We start from the raw sequence: 20,693 nt of genomic DNA, 5'->3' as shown, positions 1-20,693 counted from the left end.
ATATTTTGATCTCCGCTCCTTTGCTTTCTTATAATTCTTATTTGATTCTTTGCTGCTTTGCTGCTTTGCGCCTTTGCGTGACGGCGTTACTCCTTTGTGAGCACTTTTTCAAGGATGCCCACCGCTTTCGTCAGCTCCCGGTTATTCAGCGAGGCAAATCCAAAACGGATACCGTTCATAGGCTTCGTACCATACCCGTACTGTTCGCCGTTGTTCATACTCAACCCCATAGTGCCTGCTTTTGCGGCCACCTTCGCCAGCGGGTAACGTTTGTGAAACCTAAGCCAGGTAGCCATGCCGCCGGTGGGTTCCGTAAACTGTACCCTGTCGCCCAGGCGGCTTTGCAGCAGTTGAGAGAGGTGGTCCCGTCGCTCATGATACAGCTTATTCGATTTCTTCAGGTGCCTGTCGACGGTGCCATCCGCTAACAGGGCTGCCAGCGTTTCTTCTGACAGATTATCGCCCTGGAGGTCCATCAGTCTGCGCAGCCGGGCCATTTCTTCGAGGAACGGGGCTGGCGCCACGAGGAAGCCGCTGCGGATGGAAAGCCCCAACAGCTTGGTGAAGGAACCGATGTAGATCACATTGCCGCCATGATCTCCGGCCGCCAGCGGCAATATAGGCGCGGAGCTATAGTGGTAATCATAATCGTAGTCATCTTCCAGCACCACCAACCGGTGCGTACGGATAATATCCAGCAGCCGCATTCTGCGTTCTGCGCTCAAGGTAACCGTAGTAGGATGATGATGGTGCGGTATCACATATAACATCTTCACTTTGTGGGTGCGGCAAAGTTGCCCTACGGCTTCCACGTCGATGCCTTCCTCATCTACCGGCACACGCAGCAGACGGGCACCCAGTTGCTCAAAACACAGGTCGGCAAAAAAATAATCAGGGCTTCCCACGATCACATAATCTCCTTTTTTCAGGAGCATGGCAGCGGTGAGATAGATGGCCATCTGCGCGCCACGCGTAGTCATGAGGTTGTCTGTCGACAGGGTAAGCCCACGCGTGTGGGTCAGATAACGGACCAGTTGCTGCCGCAGGTGCTGGCTTCCCATCGACGAACCATAGGTGAGCCGCTGATGGTAGCGGGGCCGGCGGATCAGGGCCCGGCTCTCTCTCATCCACGCTTCCAGCGGTGCTTCCCGCATATCCGCAAAGCCATCGTTGATAATCAGCTGACCGGCTGGCGCCAGGTCGTGCCGGGAAGTAACGACAAAAGGAATGCTGTTGAAAGAAAACGTAGGTCCGTTACCGTAAGGAGACACCGGCGCCTGAAAAGAGCGGGGTTTAATATCCGGCAGGTTGGTAGCCACCATCATGCCTTTCCGGGGAATGGCCGTGGCCCAGTCCTGGCTCACCAGCTCATCATAAGCCGCCACAATGGTTTTCCGGTGCAGCCCCAGCTGTAACGCCAGTACGCGACTGCCCGGCAACAACAGCCCCGGCTTCAGCACGCCCTCCCGTATGAGACTGGCGAAGCGGTTGGCGATCTGCTGATATACCGGCTGCCGGGCTTCCCGGTCAATCGTGATCAATGTTTTATATGGTAGCATCTGGACTATCTATCGATTTAAATCTGGACTACATAAATAGTCCAGGCAAAACTAATTTTACCTCATCAATTATGCAAAAACAATCGTGATGAAAGAGAGATTTTTTATGCAGGAGGTACAGCCTGAAGCCTTCAAAGCGATGCTGGTGATGGACAAGTATACCACCACCACCAATATTTCCCCGCTGCACCGGGAATTGATCAAAGTAAGGGCCTCCCAGCTGAATGGCTGCGCCTATTGCCTCGACAAACATGCTGCCGATGCGCGTAAGCTCGGAGAAACAGACCAGCGCCTGCTGCTGCTCAGCGCCTGGCGGGAATCGCCACAGTTCACCGAAGAAGAAAGCATCATCCTGGCGATGACGGAAGAAGTGACGTTTATCAGCCAGCAGGGCCTGACGGCGGAGACTTACAACAAAGCGCTCGCCTGCTTCGGCCTGGAAACTACCGCCCAGCTGCTGATGCACATTATCTGTATTAACGCCTGGAACCGTATCGGTATCGCCACGCATCGCATACCAGGCCAACATTATCCAACCACTACCAAATGAGAATTGTAAAAACAGCGGCTACCGACGCCGAAATACAGGCCTGCAGCGAAGTAATCCTTACATTGCGGCCACATATATTACCTGAAAGGCTGTTGCCACAGATACGGGAAATGCAACAGGAAGGTTATCATCTTCTCTACCTGCCGGCAGATGAAGATCCCTCCAAAGTAGCCGCCATTGCCGGCTACCGGCACAAACACAATCTCCATACCGGCCGCTTTATCTATATCGATGACCTGGCCACGCATCCATTATTCCGTGCCCAGGGTTATGCCTCCCTGTTGCTGTATCATATCCGGGAAATTGCGCGGGAAGAAGGACTGACCGTTGTACAACTGGATTCGGGGCACAACCTGTGGCCCGCCCATCGTTTGTATCATGAACAGGGATTTTATATTTCTGCCCATCATTTCACCCAAATTATTTAGCTATTGGGGTATTGGGTTATTTATTCATTTATGGGGCCCACTCAATATCAAAATACCAAAATATCAAAATAACCAAATGTCCAAATGTCCAAATGTCCAAATAAAAAAGCAGCGAAGACAGGTGTCTTCGCTGCTTAAAAACATCACAACAAAAAAACTATTCCTTTACCTTGTTCAGGAAAAATGATAGCTTGAACAATAGTTCATCCGATAGGCCTGCTCTCAGTTTAGCCTCATCGTCAGTGATACCCAGGCGGCGCAGCCGCTGATAGTAGACGTAAGAACCGCCGATGAGCTCCAGGCATTCTTGTATTTTACGTTGCACCTCAGCCTCTTTGGTGCGTTTTTCATATTCTTTTTTAGTCAGTATTTTATCCACGAAGTAGAAGTTGTCTTTGTCTTCCACCCATTTATTGCCTTCGCGATGTTGTGGCTTATATACTTCAAGGTAACAATTATCCAGCTTTAAAACATCACCAAATTCTGCCCGTATATCAATCACCGTTGGTTTTTCCGCAGCGGGGTTAGCCAACCGCTTTTTGATGTGGTTGCTGATTTCCACGCCCAACTCATCACTGCTCATGAGGATCTGGTTCAGTTCGGAAAATTCCAGGCCGATCGTAATACGGGTATATCCCCTGCCGCTTTTGATCTTACCAAAAAGGCTGGGGGTCGTATGTTCATCAAAGATGATGTCTTCCACCTGTACTTTGGTGATGGTTTTATAATCGGGCTTATAGCCTTCTTCTGCCGGTGTGGGGCGTTTGTTCACTAACCGCGCCGTTTCCTGACGGCGGCTGTGCTGGATGTAATCATCGATGAAACGCAGCTCATGTTTTTTCAGCTTGGCGTACAACTCATGGTGAGAGTAGTTGTGCGTCTTGCTCAACAAAGCCAGATCATTCCAGCTATGAAAATGCTGCATTTTCTTCAGCTCCTCCAGAACATCTGATGCTGCCATGTTACGGCGGTAGTACAATTCTCCAATCAGAAAGAGGGCGTACTCCTGCGGCGGATAACCCAGTTCAGGTAATACGTCGTAAGGGCTGCGCTTCTGGTCACGTGCCTGTTCCAGCAGGTCTACGTCTGACATCACCGGGGCCAGCAGGTATTTACGGGCTGCCGACCGCAATTTCTTGCTCACATAATCCAACAGCTGGTCACTCACCTGGCTGTGATGTACAAAGTCATGCAGAATCTGTACAAAGCGGCGCGATGTCGGTAATCCAAACTGTGTGAGAATATCATTTTCCAGGTCCAGCACCTCCTCTTTCGCAGGCTCCTCTTTGCCAGGTTTTACCTTCTGCTCCATCTGCTGGTAACGCTGATAATACTCCTGTAACTTCAATTTAAGCTGATCCATAATATATATACTATTAATTATTAAACTAATTCACGTTTGATAGCCTGTTTCAGGGAGAATTGTCATTTTTTCATCGTTTTGTCACTTGGGCTAACATATCTTTCCCTGGTGGTCATAGAATCACCTGAAATCAGGACATTCTGTGAGGCCATCAACCAAACATTCTGCTGACTTTCAACAACTTAATAAAATGGGAATTATAATGGGAAGTGCGCAAAGATACGGGTTTTAATACAGTGCGCAAAGCCTCAAAACGCCTTCTGGCGCGGATTACATTAGTATATAATAACAAGCATCAGAGGGATAAAATGTACCGCTATGATTATCATATCACTCCCTGTTTTTTCGTGATATATAACTTTCTGAAAAATTTTTTTGAAAAGTATTTGGAATTTAAAAAAGGTTTGTGTTATCTTTGCACTCCCAACAACGAAAGAAACACACGTTGGACGGGCAGAAACGGTGGTTGTAGCTCAGTTGGTTAGAGCATCAGATTGTGGTTCTGAGGGTCGGGGGTTCGAGACCCCTCATCCACCCGAAAATGAAAAAGGCTTCTTACACAGAAGCCTTTTTTCGTTTTACCCTATTTCATTTTTGATTCAGAAATTCAGTCAGGGGAAAGTATCTTCGCAACATTGTAAATAACATTCCGATTCAATGATTTATCTGATTCCCATTATAACCGCCCTGCTTGGCTGGATCATTCATCACCTGGCAGCACACACGCTCTTTACGCGCATCCTTCCGGCACGTCAACAAGCACTGGCTCAGCAACTGGGCGCTTTCGCCGGTCAACAGTTATCTTTCAGTACTATCAAATCCAAACTGACAGATCCGGAAAAAATAAAAAATATCATCCCGCTGGTAGAAGCTCACCTCGATACATTTCTTCGCGAGAAACTACCGAAAGCAATGCCGGTACTCTCCATGTTCATCGGAGACAGCATCGTGAACCAGATCAAATCACACCTCGTGGCAGAACTGGACACCCTGTTTCCTGTGATGATCAACCAGTATCTCGACAACGTGGAAAAAGACCTGAACATCGAAAAGATGGTGGCCGAAAAAATAGCCGGCATCTCTGCGGAACAATTACAACAAATCAGCCAGCAGCTGCTGGGCAATGAAATCAAAAAATTCAAACTGCTGGGCGCTTTTACCGGTTTTATTTCCGGTCTTATCGCGGTCATACTCCTTCACTTTTTTATATAACGAATGAACAGTGCGGGCGCTGAAATACGGGCCCGTACTGTTAATTACTGTTAACCGTCCCCCTTTGTTAACTACTGTTAAGACCTTTTACCGGTCTTTTTTTCTACTTCCTGCGGGAAAAATTCCATTCATCACAATATCTGACCATTCACCACTACCCACCGATACATTTGCTGAAATCTGACAAACAGTGCGGATAAAAAACAGCAGGATGAAAAAACTGTACATCGTACTCGCCGGCATTTTAATGTGGCAGGTACAGTCCTACGCGCAGGCGCCGGCCAACGGCAGACCAGCGGCCGCTCAAGCCGGACAGGGCGCAAAAACAAGACCGGACATGCCTCAGATAGGCAGACTTTACGGGAAACTGATAGATGCTTCCAACGGGAAACCTATTCCCTACGCTTCCGTTGCGTTGCTGCGGCAACGTGACTCTTCCGTGGTAACAGGTATGCTCACCAAACCCAATGGAGAATTTAATCTGGAAAGCCTTCCCTTCGGCCCTTTCATCGTACGTATCAACTTCATGGGCTACACCGGCCTGCAGAAAAAAGTGGTCATCAACCCACAAACAACGGAACAGGACCTGGGCAACATCAAAATGCAGCCCAACGTAAAAACCCTGCAAGGCGTGGAAGTAACCGGCCAGAAAAGCGCTTTCACCATGGGCATCGATAAAAAGGTGTTCAACGTGGAACGCAACCTGACCAGCGTTGGTGGTACCGCTACAGATGTATTGAAAAATATCCCTTCCGTCAACGTGGACCTGGATGGCAACGTCAGCGTACGCAACGCGGCCCCCAATATCTTTGTCGATGGCAAACCCTCTACGCTCACCCTCGATCAGATACCCGCTGACGCTATTGAAAGCGTGGAACTCATCACCAATCCTTCTGCACGGTATGATGCGGAAGGCATGTCCGGTATCCTCAACATCATCCTGAAGAAAAACCGGAAAGCCGGCTTCAACGGCTCTGTACAGGCAGGTATCGGCACCGGCAACAAATACAACGGCGGCGGCAATATCAATATCCGGCAGGGTAAATTCAACGTGTTCGCCAACTATAATATCAACGCCAACAGAAGCTGGGGCGAGGGTACCACCTCCCGCAGCAATTATAAAAGCGGCGGCGCGGCAGACACCAGCTTCCTCCTGCAGAACAGCAACAGCGTCAGCAAACCGCTGTTCCAGTTTGGACGCTTCGGCGCCGATTACCAAATCGATAACCGCAACACCCTCTCGCTATCGCAGAACATTGTGGCTGGTGACTTCAAAAACAATGAAGACCTCCTCAGCACGTTCTCCAATGGCCATCATGGCATCACCGGCCTTAGCGACCGTAAAAACAACAACCAGTTCAATTTCCGCAACTACACCACAGCATTGGGGTTCAAGCATACGTACGCTAAACCCAACAAAGAATGGACCGCGGACTTCAACTACAACAGAAGTTCTAATAACCGCGATGGCGACTATATCACACAGGCCATGAACCCGCAGGGCGTACCCATCGGGCAGGCACTGACCCAAACCAATACCACCGCCGGTAAAACAACTTTCGTCACCATTCAGACAGATTATACCAACCCGGTAGGCAAAAACGGTAAACTGGAAGCCGGCGCAAAAGTCACGCTGCGCGATTATACCAGCGATTATCAGGTATTCGATAAAGACACCGTCAGTGATAACTTTATACCGAACGCCATGCTCTCTACCGCCTACAAATACAACGAAGAGATTTATGCCGGCTACGCGAATTTCTCCAATACCATGGGCAACTTCGGTTATCAGGCCGGTCTGCGTGTAGAACAGTATGTATACGCCGGAGAAAATAAGGGAATCCATTACAAACCCACCAAAGCGGTGCCAGGCTTCTTCCCGAGCGTATATCTCTCGCAGAAACTCAAACATGAACAGGAATTACAGCTCAACTATTCCCGTCGGGTAAACAGGCCGAACTTCTTCCAGCTGATACCCTACCGTGATTACAGCGATCCGCAGAACCAGCGGGAAGGTAATCCCAACCTGAAGCCGGAATACATCAACAGCCTGGAGTTTTCCTACGCTAAAAACTGGAAAAACGCCAACCTGTTGGGGAGCATTTACTTCCGCAATGTCAACAATATGATCTCCACCATCAGCACGCCGATTGGGGCAGATACGCTGCTCACCCAGTTTATCAACGCCAACAGAAGCAATTCCTATGGCGCAGAGATCACGCTGAAAAACCAGATCATCAAAGGCTGGGACCTTACTTCGAACCTGAATCTGTACCAGACAGACATGAAGGTGAACAGCAACGGCCAGAACTTCAACAACAGCGGTTTCAGCTGGCTTGCGAAGATCAATTCCGAAACCAAATTGCCCGCTAATTTCACGTTACAGGTAACCGGTTCCTATCAGGCGCCTACCATTGCATTACCGTCTTCCGGCGGTGGTGGTGGAGGTGGTGGCCGTGGCGGCGGTGGTGGTGGTTTTATGATGATCCCCACTTCTTCACAGGGTACCATCAAAGGCTTTAGCACCGTGGATGTGGCAGTACGCAAAGACTTCCTGAAAAACAAAGCAGCTTCGCTCACGCTTAGCCTGTCAGATGTTTTCAATACACGCCAGTATGAACTGAACCAGGCTACGCCCGCTTTCGCACAGGATTATATCCGCAAGCGCGAATCCCGTATCCTGAAACTCAACTTCAGCTACCGTTTCGGTAAGTTCGACGCGTCCCTGTTCAAAAAGAAAAGACAGAATAATAACAACGACACGCAGATGGGCGACCAGATGCAGAGTTTCTAGTTGATAAAGAGGGTGAATGCAAAACCACAGCCGGCAGGCAGCGCCTTGTGCCCCTGCCGGCTATCTTTTTGAATATACCATTCATCCCAATTAGTCAACATTTTAAGGACCGGCAGTTATTTTTATAGTCATAGATCAGCCAGAATAAAGGATGCTAACATTACGGATGCTAAGATTAATTGCAGGGGTAACCCTGCTGTTTGCTATTATGCCTAACGGCTACGCACAAACGCCGGAAGGCGCACCGGTAAAAATGACCGGTAAAGTAGCAGACGCCGTGACCGGCAAACCGGTGGAATATGCCTCAGTGGTATTGCTCCGCCAGGCCGACTCCTCCATGGTCACCGGTATGTACACCACGCCCGCAGGTACTTTCGCTTTTAATACAGTCGTTCCCGGTATTTATGTGCTGCGTGTAACTTTCATGGGTTATGAGAAACTGGAGAAAGCCGTGAAGGTCGCCGCCGGGAAACCCGCGTTCGCCGGTACCCTGCGCCTGCAGACAGCCGGCAAAGTGCTGAACGCAGTGGAAATCAAAGCGGAAAAACCCGCTTTCTCCATGCAGATAGACCGGCAGGTATTCGACGCCGGCAGCATGATCAATGCGGAAGGCGGCACCGGTACAGACATCCTGAAAAATATTCCCAGCGTAGATGTAGACATCGATGATAACGTGACCCTGCGCGGTAAAAGCGTCACCATCTATGTAGATGGTAAACCATCCCCCTTCGGAGATGCTAAAACAGCCCTGCAGATGATTCCCGCCGAAAGCATCGACCGGGTGGAAGTCATTAACAACCCTTCCGCCAAGTTTGAAGCACAAGGCGGCGGCGGTATCATCAACATCGTCCTGAAAAAAGATAAAGCGATCGGCTACAACGTGATGTTCAACGCCGGCGTGGCCACCCGCGGGCAGGTCAACGGCAGCGCCAATGCCAGTCTGCGTATGCGCCGCTTTAACTTCTTCGGTAACTACAACGCCCGCTACGAGTCCATCGGTGGCAGCGGCTACAGCTCCCGACAGAACCTCGTGCCCGACAGCAGCCATACCACCTTCTTCTCGCAGGACAGCCGCAACAACAACCGTAATGGCAACAATGGCGGCCGCTTCGGCTTCGACTATTTCCTCGATGACCACAACACCTTTACCGTCGCGGAAGGCCTTAACCATAATTTCAACCGGAATGAGGATGACATCTTCCTGAATTATCTCGATGAACAAAAACAAACCCTCCGCACCGGCGAACGGCATAACACCAGCCGCAATGACGGCTATAACAACAATACCAGCCTGAATTACAAACGCACTTTCAAAAAACAGAACCAGGAACTGACCGCCTATGTGAGCTACAGCGGCAACCGGTCCGGCAGCAACAGCGACTATCGCACCCAATACCAGAAACCAGGACTGGACACGCTTCCCAATCCCAACTGGCAAGAGAATACCGGCAAAAACGGAAACCGCTTCTGGAACCTGCAGTCCGACTATACCATGCCCCTCGGCAAAAAAGGAAAGCTGGAAGCAGGGGTGAAAAGCACTTTCCGGCATATCAGTAACGACTATACGGCCATGCTGTACAACTGGGACATAAAAGATTTCCGCAAAAGCAACCAGCTGTCCAACCAGTATGACTATGAAGAAGACATCCATGCGGGTTATCTCAACTTCGCCAATGCCATCGGTAATCTGGGCTATCAGATCGGCGTAAGGGCCGAGCAGTCTTTCCTGAAGGGCTATTCCTTTACCCGCGACACGACGGTGGACAACAGGTTCTTCAATCTCTTCCCCAGCGTGTTCCTGAAGTATAACCTGCCTAAAAACCAGAACCAAAGCCTGGTCTTCAACTACTCCACCCGTATCGACCGGCCCAACTTCGACCAGCTGCTGCCGTATATCAATAACTCCGACCCGCAGAATATCCGCATCGGCAACCCGGAGCTGAAGCCTGCGCTGTCGCATAAGTTTGAAACCAGTTATTCCGTCTATTATCCCAAATCCAATAATTATTTCAGCACCAGTACGTACTATGCGCAAACCAATGACAACATTGACCGTATCAGTACGCTGGACACCATAACGGGCGTTACCACCACCAAACCCATGAACCTGGCCACCCAGCAGAACATTGGCGGCAACGTGTCTTACAGCCTGAATATCTATAAATGGTGGAAAGTTAATGCCAACCTGAACCTGGAGTACAACCGGCTCACCAGTACCACGCTCAATAATGAGAATTTCAGCTATGGGCTGAACGCCAATACACAGTTCAGGCTGCCGTCCCGCATCAGCATAGAGCTGAGCGGACATTACCGCTCCCCCCGGATACAGCCGCAAGGCACCTTCCGGGCCATGAATGGCATTGACCTGGGTGTGCGCAAGGAAGTCCTTAAAAACAGGGCACTGGTGATAGCGCTGAATATTTCAGATCTGCTCAATACCCAGCAATTCAGCTCCCACTACGAAACACCGGTGTTTATTCAGGATTATGAGCGTAAACGTGCTACCCGCTTTATCCGTATCAACATAAGGTACCGTTTTGGCAAGATGGACCCTAATCTCTTTAAAAAGAAAAAACAACCAACGCAGGAAGAAGAAGAGAAGCCACAGGAGGAAGAGGAGAAGCCCAAAGAAAGAGGACGACTTTAGAATGACGAATTGGGGGTCCAATATCAGGCTTTAGTGCTGCACTATCGCTTCATATTGAACCCCCAATTCGTCATTCGTAATTCGTAATTTGTAATTTATTTTTTACCTGCCAACATCGGCACAAAAGAGAAGTTATCGAACAGCTCCTGCTCTGTTTCTGTATCACTGATTTTGGTGATACGCAGCATCCGCTGCACTTCCTGGCCACCTACAGGGATCACCATTTTACCACCGATTTTTAATTGCTGTACCAGCTTCTCGGGGATATGTGGTGCTGCCGCAGTCACCAGCACCTTATCAAACGGTGCATAGGAAGGCAGTCCTTCGTAGCCGTCGCCATAAAACAGGCGCAGGTTGGGGTATTTGCTTTTAAAAGGAAAGGCTTTTACCTGATCGAACAGGCGTTTCTGGCGTTCGATGGTGAAAACGTTCAGTTTCAGCTCCGCCAGCACGCATGCCTGATAGCCGCTGCCGGTACCGATCTCCAGTACCTTCTCAAACGGCCGGGGCTCCAGTAGCTGCGTCTGATAGGCTACCGTATAAGGCTGGGAAATCGTTTGCCCCTCTCCGATAGGAAAGGCCCTGTCATCATATGCAATGCTCTCGAAAGCCGTATCAAGGAAAAAATGCCGGGGGATATTGCCGATAGCCGCCAATACGTTTTCATCAGTAATCCCTTTCTGACGGATACTATCCACTAACTGTTTGCGTAATCCTTTTTGTTTATAAGTATCTTCATACCGCCTCATAGTGCAAAATTAACCATTACCTACGATTTTCAATGATTTTGACCAGGTGGAATTTCCCACATTCGTTTTTTTATTTTTACTTTACAGCCTGACCGGGCTATAAGGGCCCGGAAAAACAACACGATTATGGATATAAATATTCAAAACAAAGTATCGCAATGGCTCAACGGTAACTATGATGCTGAAACCATTGCCACACTTAAAAAGATGCAGGAAGGCAACCCCGACGACCTCAATGATGCTTTTTATCGTAATCTCGAGTTTGGTACCGGTGGATTGAGAGGAATTATGGGCGTAGGTACCAACCGGATGAATAAATATACCGTCGGCATGGCCACCCAGGGCTTTGCCAACTACCTGAAAAAGACTTTCGAAGGCGAAGTAAAAGTGGCCATCGCACACGACAGCCGCAACAATTCCCGTTTTTTTGCAGAAACCGTTGCCAACGTATTTGCAGCCAATGGCATTAAAGTATTTCTCTTTGAAAGCCTCCGCCCCACGCCGGAGCTCTCTTTCGCCATCCGCCACCTGCAATGCCAGGGCGGCGTGGTACTCACCGCCTCCCACAACCCGAAAGAATACAACGGTTATAAAGCTTACTGGAACGACGGCGCCCAGCTGGTGCCCCCTCACGATAAAAACGTGATCCGTGAAGTGGAAAACATCCTCTCCCCTGACGATGTGAAATGGAGCGGCGGCGAAGCCAATATTACCCTCATCGGTAAAGAAGTGGACGAGGCCTACCTGAAAGAACTGCAGGGACTGTCCATCAACCCGGAGATCAACAAACAACAGCACGACCTGAAAATTGTTTATACACCCATCCATGGCACCGGCATCACCATGGTACCGGAAATATTGCAACGTTTCGGCTTCACCAATGTGAACATCGTGGAAGAACAATCCACCCCTGACGGCAATTTCCCAACCGTGGTATATCCTAACCCGGAAGAGTCTGAAGCCCTGAGCCTGGCCCTGAAAAAAGCCAAAGAACTGGATGCCGACATCCTGCTGGGCACAGACCCTGACGCTGACCGTGTAGGCATCGCCGTGAAAGACCTGAAAGGTGAATGGGTACTGCTCAACGGTAACCAGACCGGCGTGCTCCTGTTCAACTACATCGTGGAAGGCCGCCGCAGAAAAGGGTTGCAAAAACCCAACGACTTTATCGCAAAGACCGTAGTGACTTCCGACCTCATCGATGTCTTTGCCGCGAAGAACGATATCAACTGCTACAATACCCTCACCGGCTTTAAATGGATAGCGGACCTGATCCGTCGCAAAGAACCACAGGAAACATTCATCTGTGGTGGAGAAGAATCATATGGTTATATGATCGGTAATAATATCCGCGACAAGGACGCCATCTCTTCTGTGGCCATGATCTGCGAAATGGCAGCTTATGCGCGCAGCCAGGGTAAGTCACTGTTTGAGTTGCTGGTGAACATCTACATCCAGTACGGTTATTACAACGAGTCCCTGATCTCCATCACTAAAAAAGGAATGAAAGGGGCAGATGAAATCGCTGACATGATGCGGGGCTACCGTGAAAATCCGCCGGCTACCATCAACGGCTCTCCCGTGGTCACACTGTACGACTATCAGCTGCAACAGGTGAAAGACATCAAAACCGGCGAAATCAAGCCACTGGATCTGCCAAAATCCAATGTATTGCAGTTTGTACTGGCCGATGGCAGCAAAATCTCTGCCCGTCCGTCCGGCACCGAGCCTAAAATCAAATTCTATTTCAGCGTGAACGCGCCACTGAACAGCGTGGCCGACTACAATGCTGTTACCGCCGATCTCGACAAAAAGATCGAAGGTATCATCTCTGATATGCACCTGAAATAATAAAACATACTCCCATCACAACATTCAAAGAGAATACTGCCCGGTTAGCCCTCCTCCCCCGCGGAGGAGGGGCCTTGGCAGGAATTCTTCTCGTGCTGATTTCCCTGACCACGCCTGCTCAACAGAAGGCGCCCTTCTTTTCGTTGCCCGACACCACTATCAAAGAAAGGGTATGGATACTCACCGGTACTACTGCCGCCGTTTATGGCAGCGGCCTCGCTGTACTCAGCACCGCCTGGTACAAAGGCTATCCGCGCTCTTCCTTCCACTTCTTCAATGACGCAGGTGAATGGAATCAGATGGATAAAGCAGGACATGTTTTTGCCGCTTACTTTGAAGGTAAGTACAGCCGGGAAATGTGGAGATGGTCCGGCCTGCCGCGTAAACAGCAGATCTGGATCGGCGGCCTCAGTGGCTTTGCCTATCAGTCAGTCATAGAAGTATTGGACGGATTCTCTGAAAAATGGGGATTCTCGTGGAGCGATATGGGAGCCAATGCTGTTGGCTCTGCCCTGCTGATCAGCCAGGAGCTGGCCTGGGACGAACAACGGATACAGCTTAAATTTTCTGCTCATCCTAAAAGTTATCCGGAAGGACCCGTCCGGGAAAAGACGGACCAGCTCTTTGGTCATACTTTCTGGGAAAGAACGCTGAAAGATTATAACGCCCAAACATACTGGTTATCGGTCAATCTCTATTCTTTCCACAAAAACGCCACCTGGCTGCCCCGCTGGCTGAACATTGCCGTAGGGTATGGCGCAGAAGGCATGTATGGAGGAGATGACAACACCTGGACAGATGCACATGGCCAATTCCACGACTACAGCCACGTTCGCCGTGTGCGGCAATTTTATCTGTCGCCCGATATTGACTTCACCAAAATCCGCAGCCGTAAAAAAGGCGTACGCGTATTGTTTCAGGTACTGAACATGATGAAGTTCCCCGCCCCTGCCCTCGAAATCAATTCACAGGGCAATGTAAAACTGCATCCTGTATATTTTTAAAGGAAAAGCTTATTCAAAATAAGCAGCGATGATGTCTTCTCCCTGCATCTCTACCAACACCATGTCCTGCAAGGTAGTGGCGAGGGAATAACCTACGAAGTCAACAGACAACGGGAAAGATTTGTGCCGGCGGTCTACCAGCACAGCTGTTTGTATTTTCTTCGGAAGATAAGCCAGCAGCGGCTTCAGGGCATAGAGCATGGTACGGCCGGAGTTGGCCACATCGTCTACCACGACGACCACTTTGTCATTGAAGTCAATGTCTTCAGAAACTTTTACTTCATCCGGACGTTGTTTATCCAGATGCAGGGATATGATCCTGGTTTTCAACGGAGAGATCTGTTCCAGCACAGCCGCTATCTTACGGGCCACCACCATGCCTCTGTCCCAGATACCGGCAAGGATGATTTCTGTGCCGTCGCTGTTCAGTTCATAGATCTCATAAGCGATCCGCTCAATTTTTTTCTGGATGATATCCTGTGTAAGAATAATGTTCCTGCTTTCCATAGGCGCAAATATAACGTTCATTTGGAAATTTGGCTATTTGGATATTGCGTTATTGAGTTATTTAATTGAGTCCCTGGTAGTAAAGATGCCACACTCAATCACTCAATAACGCAATATCCAAATAGCCAAATATCAAAATAATCTCCCCTTCAAAAGCCGGGAACCAAAAAAAACATAAATTAGGGAGTCAAATCTAAGATAATGCGAATTGTACAAGAGTTACTGTTTATTATTGCCTTCGGGATGGCAGTATACCTATTTTCCACGAAAGTGCGCCAGATAAGGCGGAATATCCTGCTGGGGCGCGACAAAGACCTCAATGACCACCCTGATCTGCGCTGGAAAAACGTATTGTTACTGGCTTTCGGCCAGAAAAAAATGTTCCGAAACCCGTTGGTGGCCGTGCTGCACTTTTTCGTCTACGCAGGCTTTATCATTATTAATCTGGAAATCCTCGAGATTATTCTGGACGGGATACTGGGCACACATCGTTTATTCGTTCCCGTATTAGGCGGACTGTATCCGGTGCTGATCAGTGCTTTTGAGGTGCTGGCCGTACTGGTAATGCTGGGCTGCGCCATCTTCCTCATTCGCAGGAACATCCTGAAGCTACGGCGGTTTATCAGCAAAGACCTGAACGGATGGCCGCGTTCCGACGCCAATTACATCCTCCTCACGGAGATCGTGCTGATGTTCCTGTTCCTGACCATGAACACGGCCGATCAACAGATGCAGTTGCGTGGCAGCGAACATTACATCGCTACCGGCAATTTCCTTATTACCGGCAGTCTGGCGTCTATATTCAACCACACGTCAGACGGCACCCTGATAGCGATCGAGCGTACCTGCTGGTGGCTGCATATACTGGGTATCCTCGCGTTCCTCAACTATCTGCCTTATTCCAAACATCTTCATATTATACTGGCCTTTCCCAATGCTTACTTCGCCAGTCTGGAGCCCGCAGGCGAAATGGAAAATATGCCTGCCGTACAGAGAGAAGTACAGCTCATGCTGCAACCTGAGCTGGCCGCTAACGAATCTGCTCCGGAAGGCATGCCTAAGTTCGGCGCCAAAGACGTGTTTGACCTTACCTGGAAAAACCTGCTGGACGCCTACAGCTGCACCGAATGCGGCCGTTGTAGCGCTGCCTGTCCGGCCAATATCACCGGTAAAGCCCTTTCTCCCCGTAAAATCATGATGGATACCCGTGACCGTGCAGAAGAAGTAGGCCGCAACATCAATAAGAACGGCGCTTTCACCGATGACAGCAAAACACTGCTGCGTGACTATATCACAGAAGAAGAGCTGCGCGCCTGCACCACCTGCAACGCCTGCGTACAGGAATGCCCGGTAAGCATCAGTCCTCTCGATATCATCCTGCAACTGCGCCGCCACCTGGTGATGGAAGAATCCAGCGCACCCGCCGAATGGACCGGCATGTTCAGCAATATCGAAAACAACATGGCCCCCTGGAAGTTCAGTATGGACGACCGCGACAAATGGGCTACCGAAATGAATCAATAACGAAAAGCTAAAAGCGAAGAGCTATGCAGATAAAGACAATGGCTACATATGCCGCCAACGGGGAAACACCGGAAATACTGTTTTGGGTAGGTTGCGCCGGCAGCTTCGACCAGCGTGCACAAAAGATCACCAAAGCATTTGCCACTATCCTCGATAAAACAGGCGTTCAGTTTGCCATCCTGGGCAAAGAAGAAAGCTGCACCGGCGATCCGGCCAGAAGAGCAGGCAACGAGTTTATCTTCCAGATGATGGCACAAAACAACATACAGTTGCTCAATATGTATGGGGTGAAAAAGATCGTCACCGCCTGCCCTCACTGCTTCAATATCCTGAAAAATGAATATCCTGCCCTTGGCGGTAATTATGAAGTGATACATCATACCACCTTCCTCCAGTCGCTGATCGATGAAGGAAAGATCAAAATGAAAGAAGGCGGTGTCTTCAAAGGCAAAAAAATCACCTATCACGATTCCTGTTACCTCGGCCGGGGTAATAATATCTATGAAGCGCCCCGCAAAGTACTCGAAACCCTCGATGCCGAGCTGGTGGAAATGAAACGCTGCCGCAGTAAAGGCCTTTGCTGTGGAGCCGGTGGCGCCCAGATGTTCAAGGAAGAAGAAAAAGGAACTACCCGCATCAACTTTGACAGAGGCCACGAAGCCGTGGATACCGGCGCTTCCGTGATTGCCGCCAATTGTCCTTTCTGCATGACTATGCTGACTGACGGCGTGAAAGAAACCGGAAAGGAAGACGAGGTGAAGGTGCTGGATATCGCAGAGCTGATTGCGATGAATATGGAATAAGCGCACATACGACGACTAATTGACTTAAATTTGCATCATGGATACAAAAGACATACATCTCCCTTCCGGGTTTTCTCCGGCTTCCAGGGTTTGGATATATCAGAGCAACAGGCCATTCAATGAGCAGGAGATCAGGGAAATCGACGAACAGCTGTTACAATTTACCGAACAGTGGAATGCCCACGGCGCGCCTGTAAAAGGCTGGGGCCGTGTGGTACTGGGCCAGGTGGTGATATTGATCGCAGACGAAACCGATACGACCGTTAGCGGTTGTAGCACCGATAGCTCTGTCAGAGTCATCAAAAGCATTGAAAAACAATACAATGTGAACATGTTTGACCGCCTGCTGCTCGGTTTTATTGTGAAAGACAAAGTGCAGTTGCTGCCGATGGCTCAGCTGGGTTATGCGATGGAACAGGGATTCATTGATGAAAACACCCTCTATCTCAATAATACCGTGCTCACCAAAGCTGATCTGGACACCAAATGGCTGATACCGCTGAAAGATAGCTGGCTGGCACACAAAGTGGCAAAAGCAAGCTAAGCACGCAAAGTAGCCAAGTGAGCTAAGCCCGCAAAGAAAGAGCTTGATAAGAGCGAAGACAATAGATTTTATAAACTATTGTCTTCGCTCTTATTACATATTATAAATTCAAAAATCAAAAATAATGGGTGATCCTTTGCGTCTTTGCTGCTTTGCATCTTTGCGTGAAAAAAACGTTGTGTGTGATCCTTTGCGCCCTTTTACAAATCCACAAATTCCTTTGCCCCCTTCGCGTGACAAAAACGTCGTACATGATCCTCTGCGCCCTTTTACAAAGCCACAAATTCCTTTGCCCCCTTTGCGTGACAAAAACGTCGTGCGTGATCCTTTGCGCCCTTTTACAAATCCACAAATTCCTTTGCCCCCTTCGCGTGATGACATAATGTCATTTTTTCCGTTTTAATCCTTATTTTTGCTCTCCAAAATTTTTGTCAGGAATGCTGGACCAGGTTACTAAAGTGCACGATGAGAGCCGTCAGGGTGAAGCTTTTGCTCCCGTGACGACCAATGACCAAACATATAGGAAAAAATTTTATATAGAAAGCTATGGCTGTGCAATGAATTTCAACGACAGTGAGATTGTTGCCTCCATATTAAATCAGGAAGGATTTGGCGCTACCCGGAATGTGGAAGAAGCCAATCTGATCCTGCTCAACACGTGTTCTATCCGTGAAAAAGCGGAACAGACCGTGCGTAAACGGCTGACGGAGTTTCGCCGTATCAAAAAAGAAACGCCCGGCCTGCTGATAGGCGTATTGGGCTGCATGGCAGAAAGGCTGAAAACGAAGTTGCTCGAAGAAGAGAAACTGGTGGATATGGTCGTAGGCCCGGATGCTTACCGTAGCCTCCCTACCCTGATCGCAGAAGCGGAAACAGGCCAGAAGTCAGTGAATGTATTACTGAGCCGCGAAGAAACGTATGGTGATATCAGTCCGGTAAGACTGGACAACAATGGCGTATCCTCTTTTGTGTCTATCATGCGGGGTTGTAATAATATGTGCACGTTCTGCGTAGTGCCTTTTACCCGCGGCCGTGAACGCAGCCGCGACGCGATTTCCATCGTAAAAGAAGCAGCAGAGCTGTTTGAAAACGGCTACCGCGAAGTAACCTTGTTAGGCCAGAACGTAGACTCCTACTACTGGACCAGCGACGACGGCAGTGAAACGGTGACTTTCGCCCAGCTGCTGGAGAAAGTGGCGCTGATCAATCCATTGCTGCGCGTACGTTTCAGCACTTCCCATCCTAAAGACATTACCGATGAGGTGCTCTTTACCATCGCAAGACACGAGAATATCTGCAATTATATCCACCTGCCGGTACAAAGCGGCAGCAACAGGATATTGCAGCTGATGAACCGCACGTATACCCGTGAATGGTATATGAAGAAAGTAGCGCGTATCCGTGAAATCCTTCCCGGCTGCGGCCTTTCAACAGATATCATCTGTGGTTTCTGCAGCGAAACAGAAGAAGAACATCAGGAAACCATGGACATCATGCGGTTTGCCGCTTATGACCTGGCGTACATGTACTTTTATTCCGAACGCCCTGGTACATTGGCACAGCGCCGTTATCAGGACGATATACCGGAAGACGTCAAAAAAAGAAGGCTTGCCGAAGTGGTGGAACTGCACCGGCAGCAATCAGAAAGAAGCATGAAAAACGATGTCGGCAAAACTTTCAAAGTGCTGGTAGAAGGCACTTCCAAACGTTCCGAAGAACACCTGTTCGGCCGCAATGACCAGAACAAGGTGATTGTTTTCCCCCGTGAAAACTTTAAAAAGGGCGAATACGTTATGGTGAAGGTAGATAGCTGCACATCAGGCACACTTATAGGAAATGCAGTACAGTAGCCTGCCCGCTGCTGCCTGCTCATTTTTGGACCATTAAACAATCGGGTTACCACTTATGGACATACAGGCTATCAAAAACAGGTTTGGCATTATCGGAAACAGTCCCGCATTGAACTACGCCCTGCAGGTGGCCGCACAGGTGGCCAATACCGACCTCACCGTACTGATTAACGGGGAGAGCGGCGTAGGTAAAGAAGTATTTTCCCAGATCATTCACGCGCTCAGCGCCCGTAAACATAATCCTTTCATCGCCGTCAACTGCGGCGCCATCCCTGAAGGCACGATCGACTCCGAACTGTTCGGTCACGAAAAAGGCTCCTTCACCGGCGCGGTAGACAGCCGTAAAGGTTATTTCGAAACCGTTAACGGCGGCACCATCTTCCTCGACGAAATCGGGGAAATGCCGCTGGGCACACAGGCCCGCCTGCTTCGCGTACTGGAAACCGGTGAATATATCCGCGTAGGTTCTTCCAAAGTACAGAAAACAGATGTTCGCGTGATCGCCGCTACCAACCGCGATCTGCTGGAACGCACCCAGCACGGCAAGTTCCGGGAAGACCTCTACTACCGCCTCAACACCGTGCCTATCCGCGTACCGGCACTGCGCGACCGCAAAGAAGACATCCCTTTGCTGTTCCGTAAATTCTCCGTCGATTTCTCCGAGAAATATAAAACACCTTCTATCCAGCTGGATGAAGAAGCCCGTCAGGTGCTGGTTAACTATCCCTGGCGTGGTAATGTGCGCGAACTGAAAAATATAGCGGAACAGATCTCCGTACTGTCGTCTGACAAACTGGTCACCGCCAACGACCTGAAAAGGTTCCTCCCGGAAATACCGGAAGTCAACAGACTCCCGATGCTGGCCGCTCCGCAGCAGCAGCCCGGCAGCGGCGGCGACTTCGCCTCAGAAAGAGACATCCTCTACAAGCTTTTCTTCGACATGAAAAAAGATGTAACAGAGGTCAAAAAAATGTTCTTCGACATCCTGCAAAATCCGAATGTTGCACACGCCACGGAATATCATCCGGAGAGCCATGTATTGCACAGCTATCCTGCCGGCAATGAAATGGCCGTACCTTCTTCCGGCATCAGCAATAACCAGCCGATCATTCTGGCCGACAATAAAATCGATCACCATGAGGAAGTGGAAGAAACCCTTTCCATTGCTGATAAGGAAAAAGAACTGATCGTAAAAGCACTGAAGAAACACAAAGGCAAACGTAAGGATGCCGCCCTCGATCTGGGCATTTCCGAAAGAACGCTTTACCGCAAACTGAAAGAATATAACATCGCCGAATAAACGAATTT

General features: G+C 49.4%; 17 protein-coding genes and 1 tRNA gene. 13 read left to right on the top strand and 5 right to left on the bottom strand.

Features of this window, described 5'->3' with window-relative positions; genetic code table 11:
- Positions 1-86: 86 nt before the first annotated feature.
- Positions 87-1,559 (bottom strand): aminotransferase-like domain-containing protein, encoded by a 1,473-nt coding sequence (locus tag ICL55_RS20635; RefSeq protein ID WP_188100846.1) that lies wholly within the window; start codon positions 1,557-1,559, stop codon positions 87-89.
- 88 nt (positions 1,560-1,647) lie between these two features.
- Here ICL55_RS20635 and ICL55_RS20630 point away from each other — a divergent pair, with 88 nt between their 5' ends.
- Entirely contained in the window at positions 1,648-2,109 is a 462-nt protein-coding gene (locus ICL55_RS20630) for a carboxymuconolactone decarboxylase family protein (protein ID WP_188100844.1), read from the top strand.
- A complete protein-coding gene (locus ICL55_RS20625) occupies positions 2,106-2,537 on the top strand; it encodes a GNAT family N-acetyltransferase (RefSeq protein WP_188100841.1) in 432 nt (143 codons plus the stop codon). The genes ICL55_RS20630 and ICL55_RS20625 overlap by 4 nt, the downstream gene beginning before the upstream one ends.
- Before the next feature lie 157 nt (positions 2,538-2,694).
- Here the strand turns inward: ICL55_RS20625 and ICL55_RS20620 are convergent, their stop codons facing one another.
- On the bottom strand, positions 2,695-3,900 hold the full coding sequence (locus tag ICL55_RS20620; RefSeq protein ID WP_188100839.1) for a hypothetical protein: 1,206 nt from the start codon (positions 3,898-3,900) through the stop codon (positions 2,695-2,697).
- A gap of 462 nt (positions 3,901-4,362) precedes the next feature.
- Here ICL55_RS20620 and ICL55_RS20615 point away from each other — a divergent pair.
- The 4 genes from ICL55_RS20615 (at position 4,363) to ICL55_RS20600 (ending at position 10,553) form a co-directional block, all read left to right on the top strand.
- Positions 4,363-4,436, top strand: a tRNA-His gene (locus ICL55_RS20615).
- Between the two features lie 121 nt (positions 4,437-4,557).
- Positions 4,558-5,112, top strand: coding sequence for a DUF445 domain-containing protein (locus tag ICL55_RS20610; protein WP_188100837.1), 555 nt, complete (start codon positions 4,558-4,560; stop codon positions 5,110-5,112).
- Between the two features lie 211 nt (positions 5,113-5,323).
- Complete coding sequence (locus tag ICL55_RS20605) at positions 5,324-7,906, top strand: TonB-dependent receptor (protein WP_188100835.1); 2,583 nt, start codon at positions 5,324-5,326, stop codon at positions 7,904-7,906.
- Between the two features lie 166 nt (positions 7,907-8,072).
- On the top strand, positions 8,073-10,553 hold the full coding sequence (locus tag ICL55_RS20600; RefSeq protein ID WP_188100833.1) for a TonB-dependent receptor: 2,481 nt from the start codon (positions 8,073-8,075) through the stop codon (positions 10,551-10,553).
- Between the two features lie 95 nt (positions 10,554-10,648).
- Here the strand turns inward: ICL55_RS20600 and ICL55_RS20595 are convergent, their stop codons facing one another.
- The gene (locus tag ICL55_RS20595; protein WP_188100831.1) at positions 10,649-11,302 is read right to left on the bottom strand and encodes a protein-L-isoaspartate(D-aspartate) O-methyltransferase; all 654 of its coding nucleotides are present in this window, start codon (positions 11,300-11,302) and stop codon (positions 10,649-10,651) included.
- A gap of 126 nt (positions 11,303-11,428) precedes the next feature.
- Here ICL55_RS20595 and ICL55_RS20590 point away from each other — a divergent pair, with 126 nt between their 5' ends.
- On the top strand, positions 11,429-13,153 hold the full coding sequence (locus tag ICL55_RS20590; protein ID WP_188100829.1) for a phospho-sugar mutase: 1,725 nt from the start codon (positions 11,429-11,431) through the stop codon (positions 13,151-13,153).
- 74 nt (positions 13,154-13,227) lie between these two features.
- Positions 13,228-14,157, top strand: coding sequence for a DUF2279 domain-containing protein (locus ICL55_RS20585; protein WP_188100828.1), 930 nt, complete (start codon positions 13,228-13,230; stop codon positions 14,155-14,157).
- Between the two features lie 9 nt (positions 14,158-14,166).
- On the opposite strand, the gene ICL55_RS20580 is transcribed toward ICL55_RS20585, so the two are convergent.
- Positions 14,167-14,664, bottom strand: a complete 498-nt coding sequence (locus ICL55_RS20580; protein ID WP_188101958.1) for a phosphoribosyltransferase family protein — start codon at positions 14,662-14,664, stop codon at positions 14,167-14,169.
- Positions 14,665-14,865: 201 nt separating this feature from the next.
- On the opposite strand from ICL55_RS20580, the gene ICL55_RS20575 reads away from it, so the two are divergent.
- From ICL55_RS20575 to ICL55_RS20565, 3 genes are read left to right on the top strand one after another with little or no spacing between them, the layout of a single operon-like run.
- Positions 14,866-16,188 carry a 4Fe-4S dicluster domain-containing protein gene (locus ICL55_RS20575; protein WP_188100826.1) on the top strand — a complete coding sequence of 441 codons (1,323 nt, stop codon included), beginning with the start codon at positions 14,866-14,868 and terminating at the stop codon, positions 16,186-16,188.
- Positions 16,189-16,211: 23 nt separating this feature from the next.
- Positions 16,212-16,991: a (Fe-S)-binding protein gene (locus tag ICL55_RS20570; protein ID WP_169225006.1), complete on the top strand. Its 780-nt coding sequence runs from the start codon at positions 16,212-16,214 to the stop codon at positions 16,989-16,991.
- 37 nt (positions 16,992-17,028) lie between these two features.
- A complete protein-coding gene (locus ICL55_RS20565) occupies positions 17,029-17,535 on the top strand; it encodes a hypothetical protein (protein ID WP_188100824.1) in 507 nt (168 codons plus the stop codon).
- A gap of 108 nt (positions 17,536-17,643) precedes the next feature.
- Here the strand turns inward: ICL55_RS20565 and ICL55_RS20560 are convergent, their stop codons facing one another.
- Entirely contained in the window at positions 17,644-17,916 is a 273-nt protein-coding gene (locus ICL55_RS20560; RefSeq protein ID WP_188100822.1) for a hypothetical protein, read from the bottom strand.
- Positions 17,917-17,972: 56 nt separating this feature from the next.
- On the opposite strand from ICL55_RS20560, the gene miaB reads away from it, so the two are divergent.
- Both miaB and ICL55_RS20550 read left to right on the top strand, forming a co-directional pair.
- On the top strand, positions 17,973-19,385 hold the full coding sequence (gene miaB, locus ICL55_RS20555; protein WP_188100820.1) for a tRNA (N6-isopentenyl adenosine(37)-C2)-methylthiotransferase MiaB: 1,413 nt from the start codon (positions 17,973-17,975) through the stop codon (positions 19,383-19,385).
- Positions 19,386-19,440: 55 nt separating this feature from the next.
- On the top strand, positions 19,441-20,685 hold the full coding sequence (locus ICL55_RS20550; RefSeq protein WP_188100817.1) for a sigma-54 interaction domain-containing protein: 1,245 nt from the start codon (positions 19,441-19,443) through the stop codon (positions 20,683-20,685).
- The last annotated feature ends 8 nt before the right edge of the window (positions 20,686-20,693 follow it).

The organism is Chitinophaga varians (genome assembly GCF_014529945.1).
Classification (GTDB): domain Bacteria; phylum Bacteroidota; class Bacteroidia; order Chitinophagales; family Chitinophagaceae; genus Chitinophaga; species Chitinophaga varians.
Note: the sequence above shows the minus strand (reverse complement) of the source record. Positions and strands in the feature narration are given on the sequence as shown.